This is a genomic window from Streptomyces griseus, from assembly GCF_900460065.1.
Classification (GTDB): Bacteria; Actinomycetota; Actinomycetes; order Streptomycetales; family Streptomycetaceae; genus Streptomyces; species Streptomyces griseus.
Map to the genome: position 1 here is coordinate 128,245 of NZ_UAVD01000011.1, position 17,880 is coordinate 146,124.

Genomic DNA, 17,880 nt, shown 5'->3' on the forward strand with positions numbered 1-17,880 from the left:
ATGAATATCTGTGTAGTCGCGCTCGGCAAGATCGGACTTCCGCTCGCCGTGCAGTTCGCCGCCAAGGGCCACAAGGTCATCGGCGCGGACGTCAACGAGAAGGTCGTCGAACTCGTCAACGCGGCCACCGAGCCGTTCCCCGGTGAGCACGACCTCGACCGCCTGCTCAAGGAGACCGTCGGCGCCGGCCTGCTCTCCGCCACGACGGACACCACGGCCGCGGTCGCCGCGTCCGACGCCGTCGTGGTCGTCGTCCCGCTCTTCGTGGACGCCGAGGGCACCCCCGACTTCGGCTGGATGGACTCCGCCACCAAGGCCATCGCGGCGGGCCTGAAGCCCGGCACCCTGGTCAGCTACGAGACCACGCTGCCCGTCGGCACCACCCGTACCCGCTGGGCGCCGATGCTGGCCGAGGGCTCGGGCCTGACCCCGGGCGACGACTTCCACCTGGTCTTCTCCCCGGAGCGGGTCCTCACCGGCCGGGTCTTCGCCGACCTGCGCCGCTACCCCAAGCTCGTCGGCGGCATCGACGAGGCGTCCGCCGCGGCCGGCGTCGCCTTCTACGAGGCCGTCCTCGACTTCGACGAGCGCGAGGACCTGCCCAGCCCCAACGGCGTCTGGGACCTCGGCACGGCGGAGGCCTCCGAGCTGGCCAAGCTCGCCGAGACCACCTACCGCGACGTCAACATCGGCCTGGCCAACCAGTTCGCCCGGTTCGCCGACCGACACGACATCGACGTCAAGAAGGTCATCGAGGCCTGCAACAGCCAGCCCTACAGCCACATCCACCAGCCCGGCATCGCCGTCGGCGGCCACTGCATCCCGATCTACCCGCGGATGTACCTGTGGAACGACCCGGAGGCCACCGTCGTGCGCTCGGCCCGCGAGGCCAACGCCGCGATGCCCGAGTACGCCGTCGACCTGCTGGCCGCCGCCTACGGCGACCTGGACGGCGTCGGGGTCCTGGTGCTGGGCGCGGCCTACCGCGGCGGCGTCAAGGAGACCGCCTTCTCCGGAGTCTTCGGCGTCGTCGAGGCGCTGAAGGCCCGCGGCGCGGTGCCGTTCGTCTCCGACCCGATGTACACCCCCGAGGAGCTGACCGCCCTCGGCCTGGTCCCGCACGACGCCCACCAGGCCGTCACCGCCGCGATCCTCCAGGCCGACCACGCCGAGTACCGCGAGCTGTCCGCCGCCGACCTCCCGGACGTCCGCGTCCTGGTCGACGGCCGCCGCACCACGGACCCCGCCAACTGGGCCGGCGTGCGCCGCGTCGTCATCGGCGGCTGACGATGACCTGGCTGATCACCGGCGGGGCCGGCTACATCGGATCCCACGTCGTCGCGCAGATGGCGGGCGAGGAGCGCCTCGTCGTCCTCGACGACCTCAGCACCGGGCGCGCGGACCGCCTCCCCGAGGGCGTTCCGCTCGTCGTGGGATCGGTCCTGGACCGGGAACTGCTCGACCGGGTGCTGGCCGACCACGCGGTGACCGGCATCGTGCACATCGCGGGCAAGAAGCAGGTGGCGGAGTCCGTCGAACGACCGCTGTACTACTACCGCGAGAACGTCGACGGACTGCGCACCCTGCTGGAGGCGGCGGCCGGGGCCGGTGTCCGCCGCTTCCTGTTCTCCTCGTCGGCGGCGGTCTACGGCATGCCCGACGTCGACCTGGTCACCGAGGACACCCCGTGCCTGCCGCTCAGCCCGTACGGCGAGACCAAACTGGCGGGCGAGTGGCTGGTGGCCGCGACCGGCCGGGCGCACTCCATGGCCACGGCCTCCCTGCGCTACTTCAACGTGGCCGGGGCCGCCTCGGCGGAACTGGCCGACGAAGGCGTCTTCAACCTGGTGCCGATGGTCTTCGAACGCCTGGAGGCCGACGAGGCCCCCAGGATCTTCGGCGACGACTACCCGACCCCGGACGGCACCTGCGTCCGTGACTACGTCCATGTGGAGGACATCGCCTCCGCGCACGTGGCCGCGGCCCGCCGGCTGGCCGGCGACCCGGCCGCCGAGCTGGTCCTGAACATCGGCCGGGGCGAGGGCGCCTCCGTCGCCGAGATGGTCGGCATCATCCTCGACGTCACCGGCAGCACCGGCCCGCCCCCGGTCACCGGGGCCCGCCGCCCCGGAGACCCGGCCCGGGTGGTCGCCTCCGTGGACCGCATCGCCGCGGAGCTCGACTGGTCGGCCCGGCACGGCATACGCACCATGGTCGAGTCGGCCTGGGCGGGGTGGCGCCTGCGGCACCCCGGCGTCCCTGCCTGACCGGCGCAACGCACGCGGATACGGCGGAGGGCCCGCACCCCACGGGGTGCGGGCCCTCCGCCGTATCGATTCGCCTGAGCGGCGGTCAGCCCAGGAACAGGTCGTCGAAGCGCTTCTGGACGACGGACCAGTCCCATGTCCCGACCGCGTGCTCCGAGGCCTGCTCGCACGCCTCGCGCCAGGACTCCTCGGTCGCGGTGATGTCGAGGATGCGCTGGGCGGCCTCCTCCGGTGAGTCCACGACCCAGCCCTCGGGATAGAGGGTGCGGGCACTGTGGGGCTTGCCGGCGTAGAAGGGCCAGTCGCGGACCACCGGCGCCGCCGCGCTGGCCGCGCCCTCCATCAGACCCACGTGGCATCCCTCGCGCACCGACGAGCTGAGAATCACCCCGATGTCCGTGAGCGCGGCCGGAACGTCGTCGGTGGGGCCTGTACGTATGACTGCACCGGACGCCTCCAGCGGCTTCAGCTCCCGCTGCAACAGCGTCAGGTAGTCGGCGGTGGCCTTGCTCGTCTTCGGGTTCATGTCGTTGCCGACCAGGAGGAGCCGGTAACGATCGTCGTGCTCCCGAAGGCGCTTGAGTACGTCCACGGCCCATCGCGGGTCCTTGGCGACCTGGCTGATCCCGATGAGACCGAGAGTGAAGCGCGCGTCGGCGGACTTCGGGCGGCGGAACCCTTCGAGGTCCATCGCGTTGTCCAGGACGTGCATCCGAGGTGCGGACGCCTCGCGCAGTTGCGGCACCAACGACGTCACCAGCTGCTGGACATGCGGGGCGACGAAGACGAGATCGTCCACCCGGGAGAAGTCGGTCATGTGCGGCCAGCGGGTGAAGGCCTCGTAACTGTGCAACCGCACCACGATCCTGGTGTCACCGGGATCGATCGTGGTCAGCATGGAAGCGGGCCCCACCGACCAGTCGACGAACACGGTGTCCGCCCAGTCGAGGTGCGGCCGCATCAGCCGCTCCACATCGCGCTGATACTCCGACGTGCCACCGGACAGCCGGTCCTCCAGCATCTGGGGCGCGGCCCAGGCGATCCTCTTGAGCGGTTTCTGGGCGGCGAGGTCCAGGAACCGCAGTTCGACGCCGGGGTGGTCTCCGTACCGGGCGAGGATGTGCTGGAGGAAGTTGGCATTGGTGCTGGTGGTCACCAGCAGCCGCAGCGGCCGATCGGACGGCGGGCTCTTGGGGGGTGTCTTCCTGCCGCGGGGCTGTGCCACGGCACGGTAGGCGGCGGATTTCCGCAACGGCGCGACGAAGGCCTCCGCGTCCTTCGCCAGCGGAGAGCTCAGCTGGTCGATGTGCAGGACACGGTGGAACCCGAGAGAAAGCGCCCGGTACAGCGACACCGACGCGGATTCGTGCAGGCCCTTGGCGAACTGGTCGTCCGCGTGCGCGAGGTGTCCGTCGACGGCCTTGACGAGATCACGCGGGCTGATGCCCTTGGAGACCTCGGTCATCGCGCTCTCGTGGAGCAGTTGGGCCTTGAGCTCGGGATCGGGAATCTTGGCCGCCGCGGAACTGAGCGCTATGGCCGCCCCGCTGATCCGCCCCGCCTCCTCCATGCCCTCGGCCACATAGCGCGAGGCGGTGGCCCGAACCGTCCCCGGCATACCGGGGGCGGTCACGGCCGAACGCCAGAGCCGGGCTCCCACGGTCGAACGCATGACGGGGCGTGAGGTCGCCGTCCGCATCATGGCGGCGGGAAGCCCGCTGATGGAGCGCCGTACGTCCTGGGCGACGGCGGCGACCGGAGGCAGCGCCGTGGGGCGGATCGGCCCGCCCGCGATCCGGTCGACGGCCCTGAGCGCCGGAGCGAGACCGAAGTGCGCCTCGGCCGTGGTGTTGTACTGGGCGAGCCGCCAGACGGTGTAGACCGCCCCCGGGTCCAGAGCCACGATCACGTGGGCCGTGCGAGCCTGCTGACGCAGCCAGCGGTCCCGCTGCGACTGCATCCACACACGCATGCCCGTCGGCGACTTCTTGGCCTTGCGACGCATGGCGGAGCTGCGCTTGTTGAGATTGCGCGGCAGCTGGTGGACCCCGTCCAGTTCGGCGCGGATGAGATCTTCGGCGACCGAGGCCATCTTGAAGGTGCCGGCGAGGTACACCTTGGCGCCCCGGTCCCGGAACTTCACCAGGGAGTCGGTGAAGATGCCCAGCTGGGGTCTTTTGGTGGCGATGAACAGGACGTCGGTCACGACGCGGGTCCTCCGGTGACGATCGACTTCTCGGGGAGGGCTGACGCGCCCTCGACGCTGACGCGCTCGGGCTTGTCCGCGGCCAGCCGGTCGACCAGCTCGCGGACCGCCACGGTCATGAGCGACTCCCGCGTGTACTGGTCGGCGTGGGCCATCGCCTCGGCATGGGCCTCGTCGCTCGTGTCGATCGCCAGGTGCGCGGCGCGGACGAACGCCTCGGTCATGGCCTCGACGTCGAGGCCCACGGCTCCCGTCCACAGCGGGTGGCCCCGCAGCACGTTCGACGCGTCGTGCTCCACCACATGGGCGGAGACGATGGGCAGCCCCGTGGCCATGTACTCGTAGACCTTGCCGGAGGTGACGAAGCGGCCCCCGATGAGGATGAGCACCATGGCGTCCCAGCGGGCGTAGATCTCGGCGACCTCGGCCTTGGAAGCGGGGCCGCCGAAACGTACTCCGTCCGCCTCCGCCTCCTTCAGTATCTCCGCGTGTCGCGTGGCCCCGCGGCCGGCGCCGTTGCCGATGTGGCCGCGGACCTCGAAGCGGGCGTTGGCGAGCAGCGGTTCCCGCTCGCGCGCCGCACGCCAGGCGTCCAGCACCGTTTCGAGGTGCGTGGCGGTGAAGTTCACCGTGCCGAGATAGCCGAAGGTGAGACCCGCGGCGAGGTCGGGCTTGTGGGCGTGACCCGGCGAGCTGTCCGCGTCGTAGCCGTTGCGGACGACCCGCACACGGTCGGCGAAGTCCGGGTAGCGGGCGCGGTAGTGCTCCGCGATCGGGTCGTTGACCACCCACAGGGAGACCGCGTTGTCCAGGATCTTCTGTTCCCAGCGGCCCAGCTCGGAGTCCTTGGAGAAGGCCTCCGTGCCGTCGATGACGTCAATGGACCAACCGTCGCGGAAGTCGACGGCGTACGGAACGCGCGCCTCCTCCCACAGTCTCCAGGCGGCGGCCAGATTCACGTACGGGACACAGCTGGCGAGCAGAAGATCCGCCGGGTGCTCGCGGTGGATGTCCAGTGCCGCCTGCTCCAGTACCTCGCGCCATTCCCCGAAGCTTGCTTCGGGGAAGGTCTTGGCCTGGCGCTTGCGCAGCTCAGTGACCCACTTGGCCGGGTTGAGCGCCCGCTCCTCGTCGAAGAGACGGATGTCCGTCTCGAGGTCCTCGCGCGAGAGCGGCAGCTCGACCACCTTCACGCGCGGGTCGACCTGCTCCAGAAGAGTGAGGTCGATGCCGGAGTCCAGTTCCCACGATTCCTGGGCAATGGTGACGACGGTGACGTCCCAGCCGGTGTTGATGAACTGGTTCGCGGTTTCGCGCATGCGGTAGGCACAGCTTTTTGCGGCTGGCGGGAAACCGATGGCGAAATAGATCACATGAGGTCGCGCGCCTTTCACGGGCAGCCCGGACCTGGGAGACACTGACATAAATGGTGACGCTAGCACGGTGACATATGCGTATTAGCACCAAACGTGGTGCTGCGCATGTCACGCGGACCGGCTGCCCCCTTTCCACTCTTCCATGATCCGGACGACGTTTTCCGCGGCGTGCCCGTCGCCGTACGGCGTACCGGGGTCGCTCGTGGGTACAGGGCGCGAGACGGTGGCGGCCCACTGGGCCGGATCCATCTCGTGCGGGTCGGGAACCAAGACGTTCCAACCGGTGTGGACGGTTTCCACCCACTCGGTCTCGGGGCGGATCGTCGTGGTGATCCGCTCCAGGAGGAAGGCCTCCTTCTGGAGGCCGCCCGAGTCGGTGACCACGCCCGACGACGCGAGCACGGCGGCGACGAGGCCCGCGTACGGCAACGGGCGGCCGACCCGCACGGCTCCCTTGGTCAGCTCGATGCCGTGTGCCTCGGCGCGTGCCACGAGGCGGGGGTGGGCGAGCAGGGCGACGGGCACGGGCAGGCCCGCGAGGGCGTCGATGATCGCGGACAGCCGGGCCGGGTCGTCCGTGTTGTCCGGGCGGTGCAGCGTGGCCAGCAGGAACGGCTGCGAGGGGTCGATGCCCTCGGGCAGCGCCGGAGCCGCGTGCTCACCGGCGCGCACGGCGTCGCGGATACGGAGGCAGATGTCGACCATGACGTCGCCGGCCAGCTCGGTGCGCTCGGAGAGCCCTTCGGACGCGAGGTGTCGTACGGCCTCCTCGGTCGGCGCGAGCAGCAGATCGGCGCAGTGGTCGGTCAGCACCCGGTTGTGCTCCTCGGGCATCCGGCGGTTGAACGACCGCAGGCCCGCTTCGAGATGCGCCACCGGAAGGTGCTGCTTGACCGCGGAGAGAGCTCCGGCGATGGTCGAGTTGGTGTCGCCGTAGACCAGAACCCAGTCGGGCTTCTCCGCCTCCAGGACCGGGTCGAGAGCGGAGAGGACCGATCCGGTCTGTACGCCGTGGCTTCCGGATCCGACGCCGAGGTGCACGTCGGGATCCGGGATGCCGAGACCTTCGAAGAAGACGTCCGAAAGGTCCGCGTCGTAGTGCTGTCCGGTGTGGACGATGACGTGCTGGTGATCTGTCCCGGCGAATGCCGCCGCGATAGGAGCCAGTTTCACCAACTGTGGGCGAGCACCGACGATGCTGATGACTTTCATTGCACGCTCTTCTTCTCAGTCGCTTGACGTTGGGATGAGGAATGGGTGTGCGCGCCCGGAGGATACGCACCGGGTTCCTGCGTCACGGCGTGTGCCGCTCGGGAGCGGACGGACCCGCCCGGGCCTCGACGGCGAAGCAGGCGTTCGAGCGGATGTTCCACGCAATGGTAAGCAATGGCTGCCACCGCCAGGCTCAACAGCAGCGTGGCCGCCCAGAAACCGGCGGTCTCGATCCGGCCCACCGGCTTGCCGTAGACGCCGGCCAGGGCTCTCAGCACGATCTCGTGGAACAGATACCAGGCGAACGACCACTGCCCGAGCCTGACCATGGCGGGTCCGGCGAGAGTGGTCCGGCGTCCCTCTATGTCGGCTGCCGCCGCGGCCGCGACCAGCAGGGCGAAGATCGGCGCGGACAGCAGCTGGGACGCGCTGTACGGGCTGTACCAGAGGCTGTCCGGTACCGCGTGGGACCAGGGGATCAGCGCCAAGTGCCAGGCCAGGACCGCCAGGACGGCGACGCGCAGGCCCCCCGCGGGGCGCCAGCCACGCTTCACCGCGAGCCCGGCGGCGACCCCCAGGACGAACTGGAGCGTCCGGGTCGGCGGGAAGTAGTCGAGCGCCCACACGCGCACCAGCGAGTCCGTGATCAGGGCGCCGCTCAGCCAGGCGGCCAGCGATGCCGCGCAGACGGCGACGACGATGACCATCCGCCCCCGGGCGCTCCGCATCAGGGGCATCGCCAGCAGGAGCGGGAAGATCAGATAGAACCAGGCCTCGTCGCTGAGCGACCAAGCGGCGGGGTTTCCGCCCGAGAGGTAGGCGTGATCCGGCACCCAGGCGTTCACGAGACCCAGCGTCGCCGCGGTGCCGCGCAGTGAGAAGTCGGTGCCCAGCGCGTACCAGACGGCCACGGAAGCCAGGACCGAGGCGGCCAGCAGCGGCCAGATCCTGGCGAACCGGCGCCAGAAGAAGACGATCGCCGGCACGACCTTGCCGTCGTACGTCCACGCCAGCACGAAGCCGGAGAGGACGAAGAAGAAGGTGACCCCGCTCCTTCCGTACCAGGTGACGTCACTGATCCACGGAAGCTGCCCGGCCTGCCGGGACAGGTGGTAGAGCACGACGGCCAGCGCGGCCCAGAAGCGGAGCCCGGTGAGGGAGTCGAGCCGTGCGTGTCCGGCGGCGGCCCGCGGGGCAGTGGCTCCGGCCATGGGCCTCACCCTCTGCCGCGCGGGCGTATGGACCACTCGGTCGCAAGGGCGGCGCCCGCGGTGAGGGAGCGGTGCTGATCGTTCACGGTGTCACACCGTCCGCTCGGAGAGGAGCGTGTCCTTCTCCTCGTACAGGGAGCCGCTCTGCGGACACTCCCACACCCCCGGCTCGTCCTTGCGCTCGACCAGCCGGACACCGCTGCGGCCGACCCAGCCGATCTGCCGGGCCGGCACGCCGACGACCAGGGCGAAGTCCGGGACATCCTTGGTGACCACGGCGCCGGCCGCCACCATCGCCCACCGGCCGACCCTCACCGGTGCGACGCAGACCGAGCGGGCGCCGAGCGAAGCGCCTTCGGCGACCTTCACGCCGACGGCCTCCCAGTCCCCGCCGCGCTTCTGCCTGCCGTCCGGGTCCACCGAGCGCGGGTTGTGGTCGTTGGTGAGGACGACGGCGGGGCCGACGAAGACGCCGTCGCCGAGCTCGGCGGGCTCGTACACGAGCGCGTAGTTCTGCAGCTTCACGTTGTCACCGATGCGCACACCGGTGCCGACGTAAGCGCCGCGTCCGACGACGCAGCCTTCACCGAGCCTGGCTCCCTCACGGATCTGCGCCAGCTCCCAGACACTGGAGCCGGCCCCGATCTCGGCGGTCTCGTCGACCTGGGCGGTGGGCTGGACCCTGTAATTCACGGCATGCCTTTCGGAGAGCTGATGCGCCCGGAAAGCATAAGGTCCGGCCCACCCTCCCGCGTGTGCGGGACCGGTCGGTCAGACGACGCCGCCCGACCAGTGGAGCACCGGCGCCTTGGTGCCGGTGGCGGTGCTGGTGAAGGTGAACAGTGAGTCGAGGCGTCGCCCGTCGGCGGAGGTGCTGCCTTCGTAGAGAACGCCGAGGTCGTCCTTGCCGTCGTTGTTGTAGTCCCCGGAGGTCGGCAGACTCACGTTCCAGTTGAAGGAGCCCGTGCTCGTCCAGGTCTGCTTGGGCGCGGCGAAGGCGGTGCCGTTGCTGGTGAAGGCGAACAGCGTGGAGACGTGCTTTCCGTCCGCGGCCTGCCCGGAGTCGTAGAGGACGGCGAGGTCGTCCTTGCCGTCCCCGTTGGAGTCGCCCGATACCGGCTTGCTCTTGTCCCAGGTGAAGGATCCGGTGCTGGTCCAGGAGGTGGTGGGGTTGTTGAAGGCGGTGCCGTTGCTGGTGAACGTGAAGGTGAGGGAGACGAACTTGCCGTCGTTGGCCTGGCCGCCGTTGTAGAAGACGGCGAGGTCGTCCTTGCCGTCCCCGTTGAAGTCGCCCGATACCGGCTTGCTCTTGTCCCAGTCGAAGGATCCGGTGCTGGTCCAGGAGGTGGTGGGGTTGTTGAAGGCGGTGCCGTTGCTGGTGAACGTGAAGGTGAGGGAGACGAACTTGCCGTCGTTGGCCTGGCCGCCGTTGTAGAAGACGGCGAGGTCGTCCTTGCCGTCCCCGTTGAAGTCGCCCGATACCGGCTTGCTCTTGCTCCAGTCGAAGGAGCCCGAGCTGACCCAGCTCTGCTTCGGCGCGGCGAAGCCGGTGCCGTTGCTGGTGTACGTGAACACGGTGGTGACGTACTTTCCGTCCGCGGCCTTGCCGGAGTTGTAGAGGACGGCGAGGTCGTCCTTGCCGTCCCCGTTGTAATCGCCCGAGGTCAGCTTGGAGGCGGCGCCGCTGAAGGACCCCGTGCTGGCCCAGACCCTCTTGGGCTCGGCGAAGCCGGTGCCGTCGCTGTAGAAGGCGAAGACCGAGGACCGGTGCTTGCCGTCCGGTCCGGTCCCGTTGTTGTAGAACGCGGCGATGTCCTCCTTGCCGTCGCCGTTGAAGTCCCCGGACGCCACCTGCGGGTCCTTCGGCAGTCCGCGGACCTGGGTGACCCAGTCGACGACATCGTCGGTGCGGGTCTCCACGGCACCACCCCGGGTCTCGTCGGAACCGAAGCAGCCGGCCTGCCACGAGGCGCTGTGCACGGCGGCGAGCAGGAACTTGCCGCCCTGCTCGCGCAGGGCGGGGCCGCCGGCGTCGCCCTTGCAGATCGCGCCGCCGTCACGGGTGACGGCCACCGTCGTCGCACCGGTCGCGCTCACGGCGAATGTCCCGGCGTGCAGCCGATCGGGCACCCAGGATGTCGCGGTGCGGCCGTAGCCCAGGGCTTGCAGGCTCTCCCCGGCCACCGGGGCGGAGTCCGCGAGGAGAACCGGGGCGATGTCGGTGACCGGCTGGGCCAACTTGGCCATGACCAGGTCACGATCGGTGCGAGAGACCAGCTCGGTCACCTCGACGACCTTGCCGGCTGTGCTGGTCAGGTCCGTTCGGCCGATGGTCGCGGTGGTCTTCAGCGCGGGTGCGCCGGCGGGTACCGGGAACGAGGGCTGCCCGGCGGCCGCGAAGCAGCTGCTCGCGGTCAGGATCCACTGGGCGTCGACCAGGGAACCGGTGCAGGAACGCTTCGCTTCACCCTCACCGATGTCGAGCTTCGCGGTGAAGGCGTGGGAGCCGTTCGGGACCGCGTCACCGACGACGGCTTGGGCGGGGGAGGAGAGCGTCAGGGCGGCCGCCGCCGTCGCGGTGGCAGCGAGGGCAACTATGCGCTGCCCGCGGCGGGAAGATTGGATGTTCACATATTTCCTTGGCAGATGGGAGAGAGGGGCTGAGGAACTCGTGGGGCAAGGCCGAGGGAGTTGGCGTTGCACTGCGGCAGTGCCGCTTCGCGATGCGTGATCCTGCGGACTTCGAGCGTGTGGTGACCGAGGGACTCTGGCGGGTAGTACGGTGCCCGCTACGCAGGCCGCGGCGTACGGAAGCGCGTCACGGACATGTGTCCCTGGATCAGGGCCAGGCCAGTCAGGGCCTGTCTCAGCCGGGACCATTGGGCTTGGTTGGTGAGGCCGGCGTGTGTGACGTGTCAGCCGGTGACGCGGATTTCGACCAGTGCTGAGCGCTCGCCTGTATCACCGGCTTCTCCCACGGTGGTGAGCTGGTCGGCCGGTGCGTTGACGACAGTGCTCTTGCCGTCAGCGGTGAGGGGGGCCTTGGCGGGAGGCTCCTGCGTCCAGATGCGGGAGCGCCGGCGCACTGGCGCCGAGTCCCCGTACCAGAGCAGCTGTCAGACCGGCGAGAAGGGGCGTTCGGGAAGTGGATACCGGCATGGATTCCTCGTGAGGGATGACATGTGTAGCAAAAGTGATCGTCAGGTAACCATGTCGATTGCTTTGTGTAAAGCTCATGTAATGTCCACGCGCGCAGACTGACGCCATCCGTCGCCCGCGCGGGGCGACGTGGTCGGCGATGTGTCGGCGACGGCACAAGCCTCAAAGTTTTACCATGCACCCACTTGCCCGCGAAATGCCCAAAAGGGGCAAATGTCAACATTGGCTTCTCTTTTGGTTGCCTTTCCGGGCGGCACTTCGCTTGACCCGTGGGAGAAAGTGAAGTGAATGAAACTCGCTTTCTCGCCGAATGAATCAAGCGTAAGTCCTCTCGAGGAGCGATGGGGATGCCGTTTCGGGCTCGGGTCCTCTGTGCGGAACCGCTTGCCGCCGCGATCATTGCTGCGCTTCCGGTTGCCTCAACGGCAAACACGGCCAATGAGGCACGGTCGAGCGTTAACCGGTGAAGAACGGCTGGAGATTCGAATGCCTCCTCTGTCCTGATGGAGAAATTTCCATCGAGGACGGAGGAGGTGGCTTCTGCCTACTGCACGCCCCGGGGTGCTTGAGTGGCCGACGGTCGGGCGCCTGTCGGAATCGGCAGGGTGGGGCTATTCGGCGTCCGAAGTGGGTATTCTCGGCTCGGTGGAATGTGGAGCCTGGCAACGTTTCTCCGGTTTCGATGCGGAGGAGATGCGGGCGCACCGGCAGGAACCTGATCTGTCGGGGCGCCCCGGCTTTCCACCCAGGACACGATGAAGAATTGGACGCTGCCTCGCGGTCGCACGCCGGGAATTCGCGACCGCCCCGTGGGGGCGAATCCGCGCGCCGGTCCGGCTGGCATGAGGGCGGCAATGGCCCTGTCCGGTGCCCGCACTGGCGCCGGACAGGGCGCCGCAGGCGCGACCGGAGCCACCGTCCGGGTGCTGATGCAGATGCGCACGAGCAGGCGTTCGGCGCGGCTCTGCGTACACCGGGTGCCGGCGACCCTCGCCCCGGTTTGACCCCCCACACTCCGGCCCCGTAACCTTGACCCTCGGTGTGTTTACTTGACGCGCCTACCCCTGAGCACATCCCTCCCGGTAACGGTCGGTGTTCGCGCCGCTCGCCAGGAGAGGCCGCTCATCCTTCCGGATCGTCCCGGGCCCCGGCCCGTGCGAGCGGCTGGCATCAGGGGATCCGTTCCGAGCGAGAGAGAGATCCGCGTGTACGCCATCGTGCGCAGCGGTGGTCGCCAGCACAAGGTTGCTGTCGGCGACATCGTTGAGGTTGACAAGATTTCCACTGCCAAGGTTGGCGACACGGTCGAGCTCTCGACCCTGCTCGTTGTCGACGGTGACGCGGTCACCAGCGACCCGTGGGTGCTCGACGGCATCAAGGTCACGGCTGAGATCGTGGACCACCACAAGGGCGCGAAGATCGACATCCTTCGCTACAAGAACAAGACCGGCTACCGCCGTCGCCAGGGTCACCGCCAGCAGTACACGGCGATCAAGGTCACCGGTATCCCCGCGGCTGCGAAGTAAGGGACTGAGAACACATGGCACACAAGAAGGGCGCATCTTCCACTCGGAACGGGCGCGACTCCAATGCTCAGCGGCTCGGCGTGAAGCGCTTCGGCGGTCAGGCCGTCAACGCCGGTGAGATCCTGGTCCGCCAGCGCGGCACCCACTTCCACCCGGGCACGGGCGTCGGCCGTGGCGGCGACGACACGCTGTTCGCGCTGGCCGCCGGTGCGGTGCAGTTCGGCACGCACCGTGGCCGCAAGGTCGTGAACATCGTTCCGCTCGCCGTCTGATCCTTCTCAGCGCGCGCAGAACGACACAGCACCTTCCGAGGGCGGATCTCAGCTTTCCCGGCGAACGGGGAAGCGGGTCCGCCCTCGGCGTGTTACGACAGAGACAATTCCGTATTTTCCGCTGTACCTGGAGGCACCCACCATGACCACCTTCGTGGACCGCGTCGAGCTGCATGCCGCCGCGGGTAACGGAGGCCACGGCTGCGCCTCCGTACACCGTGAGAAGTTCAAGCCGCTGGGAGGCCCCGACGGGGGCAACGGCGGACGCGGCGGCGATGTGATCCTCGTCGTCGAGCAGTCCGTGACCACGCTGCTCGACTACCACCACAGCCCCCACCGCAAGGCCACCAACGGCCAGCCCGGCGCCGGCGACAACCGCTCCGGCAAGGACGGCCAGGACCTGGTCCTGCCCGTCCCCGACGGCACCGTGGTCCTCGACAAGGCCGGGAACGTGCTCGCCGACCTCGTCGGCCAGGGCACCACCTTCGTGGCCGGTCAGGGGGGCCGCGGCGGCCTCGGCAACGCGGCGCTGGCCTCGGCCCGCCGCAAGGCCCCGGGCTTCGCGCTGCTCGGCGAGCCGGGGGAGAGCCGGGACATCGTCCTGGAGCTCAAGACCGTCGCCGACGTGGCCCTCGTGGGCTACCCGAGCGCCGGCAAGTCCTCCCTGATCTCGGTGCTCTCGGCGGCCAAGCCGAAGATCGCGGACTACCCGTTCACCACCCTCGTGCCGAACCTCGGCGTGGTCACCGCCGGTTCGACCGTCTACACCATCGCGGACGTCCCCGGGCTCATCCCCGGCGCCAGCCAGGGCAAGGGCCTCGGCCTGGAGTTCCTGCGGCACGTCGAGCGCTGCTCGGTGCTCGTGCACGTCCTGGACACCGCGACCCTGGAGTCCGACCGCGACCCCGTCTCCGACCTCGACATGATCGAGGAGGAGCTGCGGCTCTACGGCGGCCTGGAGAACCGGCCCCGCATCGTCGCCCTCAACAAGGTCGACATCCCGGACGGCCAGGACCTCGCCGACATGATCCGCCCCGACCTGGAGGCCCGCGGCTACCGCGTCTTCGAGGTCTCCGCCATCGCGCACAAGGGGCTCAAGGAGCTCTCCTTCGCGCTCGCCGGGATCATCGCCGAGGCACGCGCCACCAAGCCGAAGGAGGAGGCGACCCGCATCGTCATCCGTCCCAGGGCCGTCGACGACGCGGGCTTCACCGTCACCCTGGAGGACGACGGCATCTACCGCGTGCGCGGCGAGAAGCCCGAGCGCTGGGTCCGTCAGACCGACTTCAACAACGACGAGGCCGTCGGCTACCTCGCCGACCGGCTCAACCGCCTCGGTGTCGAGGACTCCCTGATGAAGGCGGGCGCCCGGGCCGGCGACGGCGTCGCGATCGGCCCCGAGGAGAACGCGGTCGTCTTCGACTGGGAACCGACCGTGACGGCGGGCGCCGAGATGCTCGGCCGCCGCGGCGAGGACCACCGCCTGGAGGAGCCGCGCCCCGCCGCGCAGCGTCGCCGGGAGCGTGACGCCGAGCGTGACGACGCGGAGAAGGAATACGACGAGTTCGACCCCTTCTGAGGAGTCTCCCGCGAGGGAGCCCCGTTCACGGCCGACGGCCCGTCTCTCCGGAGGCGGGCCGTCCGGTAGCCTCGGGGCCGTGCGCCGAGTGGTTTTCGCCGGTCACACCGGGTGCACGTGCCGCGGATGTGTTGATTGGGCAACACATCTGTGGGGTCGGTCACCCCGTGCGACCGCCCCGAAGCGCCCAACCTCCCTGGCCAGAGGGTGAACTGCGGGTATCCGCAGGACGATCGGCGGACGACGTCCACCTTGCGAGACGGTCACGGAGAGTGCGACCATCACACTGTTCCCCCGTCATAGCAAGGTAGGTCGTCTGTGTCTGTGCCGCACGAAGCCAAGCCCCGGACCACAGCGGTCGTGCTCGCCGGTGGGACCGGTCAGCGCGTGGGCCTGTCGATCCCCAAGCAGCTGCTGAAGATCGCCGGCAAGGCCGTCATCGAGCACACGCTGACCATCTTCGAGAACGCCGAGGGCATCGACGACGTCATCGTGCTGATGGCGCCCGGTTTCGTGCCCGACGTCGAGAAGATCGTCGCGAAGGCCGGACTGACCAAGGTCACCCGGATCATCGAGGGCGGCAGCACCCGCAACGAGACCACCGAGCGCGCCATCGCCGCCCTCGGCGAAGGCCTCGCCGAGGGCGAGGACCGCAACGTCCTCTTCCATGACGCGGTACGCCCCCTGCTGTCACAGCGTGTGATCACGGACTGTGTCGACGCGCTGGACCGCTACCAGGCCGTCGACGTCGCCATCCCCTCCGCGGACACGATCATCGTGACCCGAACGCACGGTGAGGACGGCGAGTTCATCACCGAGGTGCCCGACCGCTCCCGGCTGCGCCGCGGCCAGACGCCGCAGGCCTTCAAGCTCTCCACGATCCGCCGGGCGTACGAGGTCGCGGCGGGCGACCCCAACTTCCAGGCGACCGACGACTGCTCGGTGGTCCTCAAGTACCTCCCCGACGTGCCGATCTACGTGGTCGCGGGCGACGAGTACAACATGAAGGTGACCCAGCCGGTCGACGTCTTCATCACCGACAAGCTCTTCCAGCTGGCCTCCACCGCCGCCCCCCGCCAGGCCGACGAGGCCGCCTACCGGGAGCTCCTCACCGGCAAGACCCTCGTGGTCTTCGGCGGTTCGTACGGCATCGGCGCCGACATCGCCTCCCTGGCGGAGAGCTACGGCGCGAAGGTCTACGCGCTGGGCCGCTCCACCACGGGGACGCACGTGGAGAACCCGGAGCACGTGGACGACGCGCTCTCCAAGGCGTACGCCGAGACCGGGCGGGTCGACTACGTCATCAACACCGCGGGCGTGCTGCGGATCGGCAAGCTGGCCGAGACCGACAACACGACGATCCAGGAAGCCCTGAACGTCAACTACCTGGCGCCCGTCCAGATCGCCCGCGCCTCGTACAAGTACCTCGCCGAGACCCAGGGCCAGTTGCTGCTCTACACCTCCAGCAGCTACACCCGGGGCCGCGCCGAGTACAGCCTCTACTCCTCCACCAAGGCCGCGATGGTCAACCTCACCCAGGCGCTCGCCGACGAGTGGGCGGGCGAGGGCATCCGCGTCAACTGCGTGAACCCGGAGCGCACCGCGACCCCGATGCGCACCAAGGCGTTCGGCCAGGAGCCCGAGGGCTCGCTGCTCTCCTCGGAGGCGGTGGCCCGTACCTCGCTGGACGTCCTGCTCTCCGCCCTGACCGGTCACGTCATCGACGTACGGCAGCAGGACCCGACGGCGGGGGCCGCCGAGTCCTCCGGTTTCGAGCAGGCCCTGGCCTCCGTGCTGGACCGTCAAGCAGATGTGTAATAATTCTTGACAAATGTGCTTTTCCGGGCCTCTGTTGTCGCTTTGTGCGATGACAGAGGCCCGAATGCGTGAAGCCGCACCTTCACATTTCCGCCAATACGTGAATCAACCGGCACCCCCTGGAGCAGGTTCTTCGTGATCTCGACAGCCATTCGCCTGGCCCGTGTGGGCAGCAGGTCGGAACTGGCGGCAGCGTTGTTGATGGGGCTGGGATATCCCTGCGTCATGCTCGCCGCGCTCATTCCCCACATCTGGTTCTTCGCGGCGGCCACCGCTGTCACGTACGCCACCGACTGGTATCTGCACCAGAAGGGGAGCTATCTGGTCAACCGCCTGGGCAAGGTGCGCGCCGGGCTGTCGATCCGCTTCCTGCTGCGGCAGCTCATGGTCATCCTGCTGCTGGCCCGGCTGGATCTCGCCGAGTCGCCGCTGTTCTACTCGGCGGTGGCCTGCTTCCTGGTCTTCTACGGGCTCCAGGCGCCGCACGGCGCCCTGACGACCCTGATCCGGCTCCGCCGCACCATGCCGGTCGTCACCCGCAACGTGGACCTGCACGCGGTCCGCATCCCCGACGCCCCGCCCGGCGCGCTGCTGCGGCGCTCCGCCGAGAAGATGCTGCACCTCGACATCCCGGCCGTGGTGGGCATCCTGATCGCCGCCGGCACCGGCGAGAACATCATCGGCTACGTGGGCATCGGCCTGACGCTGCTGCTGGCCCTGCTCTACCTCGGGCTGCTGTTCCCGTACATGCGCCGCGGCCGGCTGGCTCCTCCGGCCCCCGCCGTGCTCAAGGCCGTCGACAGCTGGCTGCGCGACTACCAGCCGTCCGTGGTGCTCTACTTCTCCGGCTCCAACGAGTCCGCCTACCAGGGCAACATGTGGCTGGACACCATGGCCCGGGTGGAGGGCCGGCCGCTGATCATCATGCGGGAGCGCGCCCTCGTCCCGCAGCTGGCCGAGACCTCCGTGCCGGTTCTCTGCGTCCCGGCGGGCACCCACCTGATGAACCTGGACCTCTCGACCGTCCGGGTCTGCCTGTACCCCGCCAACGTGGGCAAGAACATCCACATCCTGCGGGTCCCGACGATGAAGCACGTCTTCATCGGGCACGGCGACAGCGACAAGCTCGCCAGCGTCAACCCGTACTCCAAGGTCTACGACGAGGTCTGGACCGCGGGCCGGGCCGGCCGCGACCGCTACGCGCTGGCCGACGTCGGCGTCCTCGACCAGGACATCGTCGAGGTCGGCCGTCCG

General features: G+C 69.1%; 12 protein-coding genes and 1 pseudogene. 7 read left to right on the forward strand and 6 right to left on the reverse strand.

Annotation, left to right across the window (positions count from 1 at the left end):
• Together DTB53_RS06785 and galE are read left to right on the forward strand one after the other, a co-directional pair.
• The gene (locus DTB53_RS06785) at nucleotides 1–1,287 is read left to right on the forward strand and encodes a nucleotide sugar dehydrogenase (RefSeq protein WP_003969199.1); all 1,287 of its coding nucleotides are present in this window, start codon (nucleotides 1–3) and stop codon (nucleotides 1,285–1,287) included.
• 2 nt (nucleotides 1,288–1,289) lie between these two features.
• Nucleotides 1,290–2,267: a UDP-glucose 4-epimerase GalE gene (gene galE, locus DTB53_RS06790; RefSeq protein WP_012380987.1), complete on the forward strand. Its 978-nt coding sequence runs from the start codon at nucleotides 1,290–1,292 to the stop codon at nucleotides 2,265–2,267.
• An 85-nt stretch (nucleotides 2,268–2,352) separates the two neighbouring features.
• Here the strand turns inward: galE and DTB53_RS06795 are convergent, their stop codons facing one another.
• From DTB53_RS06795 to DTB53_RS06820, 6 genes are all read right to left on the reverse strand, one after another.
• Nucleotides 2,353–4,473: a glycosyltransferase gene (locus tag DTB53_RS06795; protein WP_012380988.1), complete on the reverse strand. Its 2,121-nt coding sequence runs from the start codon at nucleotides 4,471–4,473 to the stop codon at nucleotides 2,353–2,355.
• Nucleotides 4,470–5,792, reverse strand: a complete 1,323-nt coding sequence (locus tag DTB53_RS06800) for a glycosyltransferase (RefSeq protein WP_012380989.1) — start codon at nucleotides 5,790–5,792, stop codon at nucleotides 4,470–4,472. The genes DTB53_RS06795 and DTB53_RS06800 overlap by 4 nt, the downstream gene beginning before the upstream one ends.
• A gap of 165 nt (nucleotides 5,793–5,957) precedes the next feature.
• Complete coding sequence (gene wecB, locus DTB53_RS06805) at nucleotides 5,958–7,061, reverse strand: non-hydrolyzing UDP-N-acetylglucosamine 2-epimerase (RefSeq protein WP_012380990.1); 1,104 nt, start codon at nucleotides 7,059–7,061, stop codon at nucleotides 5,958–5,960.
• Complete coding sequence (locus DTB53_RS06810; protein ID WP_012380991.1) at nucleotides 7,058–8,272, reverse strand: acyltransferase family protein; 1,215 nt, start codon at nucleotides 8,270–8,272, stop codon at nucleotides 7,058–7,060. The genes wecB and DTB53_RS06810 overlap by 4 nt, the downstream gene beginning before the upstream one ends.
• A gap of 90 nt (nucleotides 8,273–8,362) precedes the next feature.
• Complete coding sequence (locus DTB53_RS06815) at nucleotides 8,363–8,965, reverse strand: acyltransferase (RefSeq protein ID WP_012380992.1); 603 nt, start codon at nucleotides 8,963–8,965, stop codon at nucleotides 8,363–8,365.
• Nucleotides 8,966–9,043: 78 nt separating this feature from the next.
• Nucleotides 9,044–10,903: an FG-GAP-like repeat-containing protein gene (locus DTB53_RS06820; protein WP_012380993.1), complete on the reverse strand. Its 1,860-nt coding sequence runs from the start codon at nucleotides 10,901–10,903 to the stop codon at nucleotides 9,044–9,046.
• 1,733 nt (nucleotides 10,904–12,636) lie between these two features.
• Between DTB53_RS06820 and rplU the strand changes: the two genes are divergently transcribed.
• The 5 genes and pseudogenes from rplU to DTB53_RS06845 all read left to right on the forward strand — a co-directional run.
• Complete coding sequence (gene rplU / locus DTB53_RS06825) at nucleotides 12,637–12,957, forward strand: 50S ribosomal protein L21 (protein ID WP_003969204.1); 321 nt, start codon at nucleotides 12,637–12,639, stop codon at nucleotides 12,955–12,957.
• Between the two features lie 14 nt (nucleotides 12,958–12,971).
• Entirely contained in the window at nucleotides 12,972–13,229 is a 258-nt protein-coding gene (rpmA, locus tag DTB53_RS06830) for a 50S ribosomal protein L27 (protein WP_003969205.1), read from the forward strand.
• A gap of 142 nt (nucleotides 13,230–13,371) precedes the next feature.
• Entirely contained in the window at nucleotides 13,372–14,808 is a 1,437-nt protein-coding gene (gene obgE / locus DTB53_RS06835) for a GTPase ObgE (protein WP_003969206.1), read from the forward strand.
• Nucleotides 14,809–15,126: 318 nt separating this feature from the next.
• Complete coding sequence (locus DTB53_RS06840) at nucleotides 15,127–16,626, forward strand: bifunctional cytidylyltransferase/SDR family oxidoreductase (RefSeq protein WP_003969207.1); 1,500 nt, start codon at nucleotides 15,127–15,129, stop codon at nucleotides 16,624–16,626.
• A 135-nt stretch (nucleotides 16,627–16,761) separates the two neighbouring features.
• Nucleotides 16,762–17,880 (forward strand): annotated as a pseudogene (locus tag DTB53_RS06845) (hypothetical protein); the annotation flags it as partial.

Coding starts and splice junctions, on each gene's coding strand:
- DTB53_RS06800 (WP_012380989.1), bottom strand. CDS start 5,792: ATGCGCGAAACCGCGAACCAGTTCATCAACACCGGCTGGGACGTCACC.
- rpmA (WP_003969205.1), top strand. CDS start 12,972: ATGGCACACAAGAAGGGCGCATCTTCCACTCGGAACGGGCGCGACTCC.
- wecB (WP_012380990.1), bottom strand. CDS start 7,061: ATGAAAGTCATCAGCATCGTCGGTGCTCGCCCACAGTTGGTGAAACTG.
- obgE (WP_003969206.1), top strand. CDS start 13,372: ATGACCACCTTCGTGGACCGCGTCGAGCTGCATGCCGCCGCGGGTAAC.
- DTB53_RS06785 (WP_003969199.1), top strand. CDS start 1: ATGAATATCTGTGTAGTCGCGCTCGGCAAGATCGGACTTCCGCTCGCC.
- DTB53_RS06810 (WP_012380991.1), bottom strand. CDS start 8,272: ATGGCCGGAGCCACTGCCCCGCGGGCCGCCGCCGGACACGCACGGCTC.
- galE (WP_012380987.1), top strand. CDS start 1,290: ATGACCTGGCTGATCACCGGCGGGGCCGGCTACATCGGATCCCACGTC.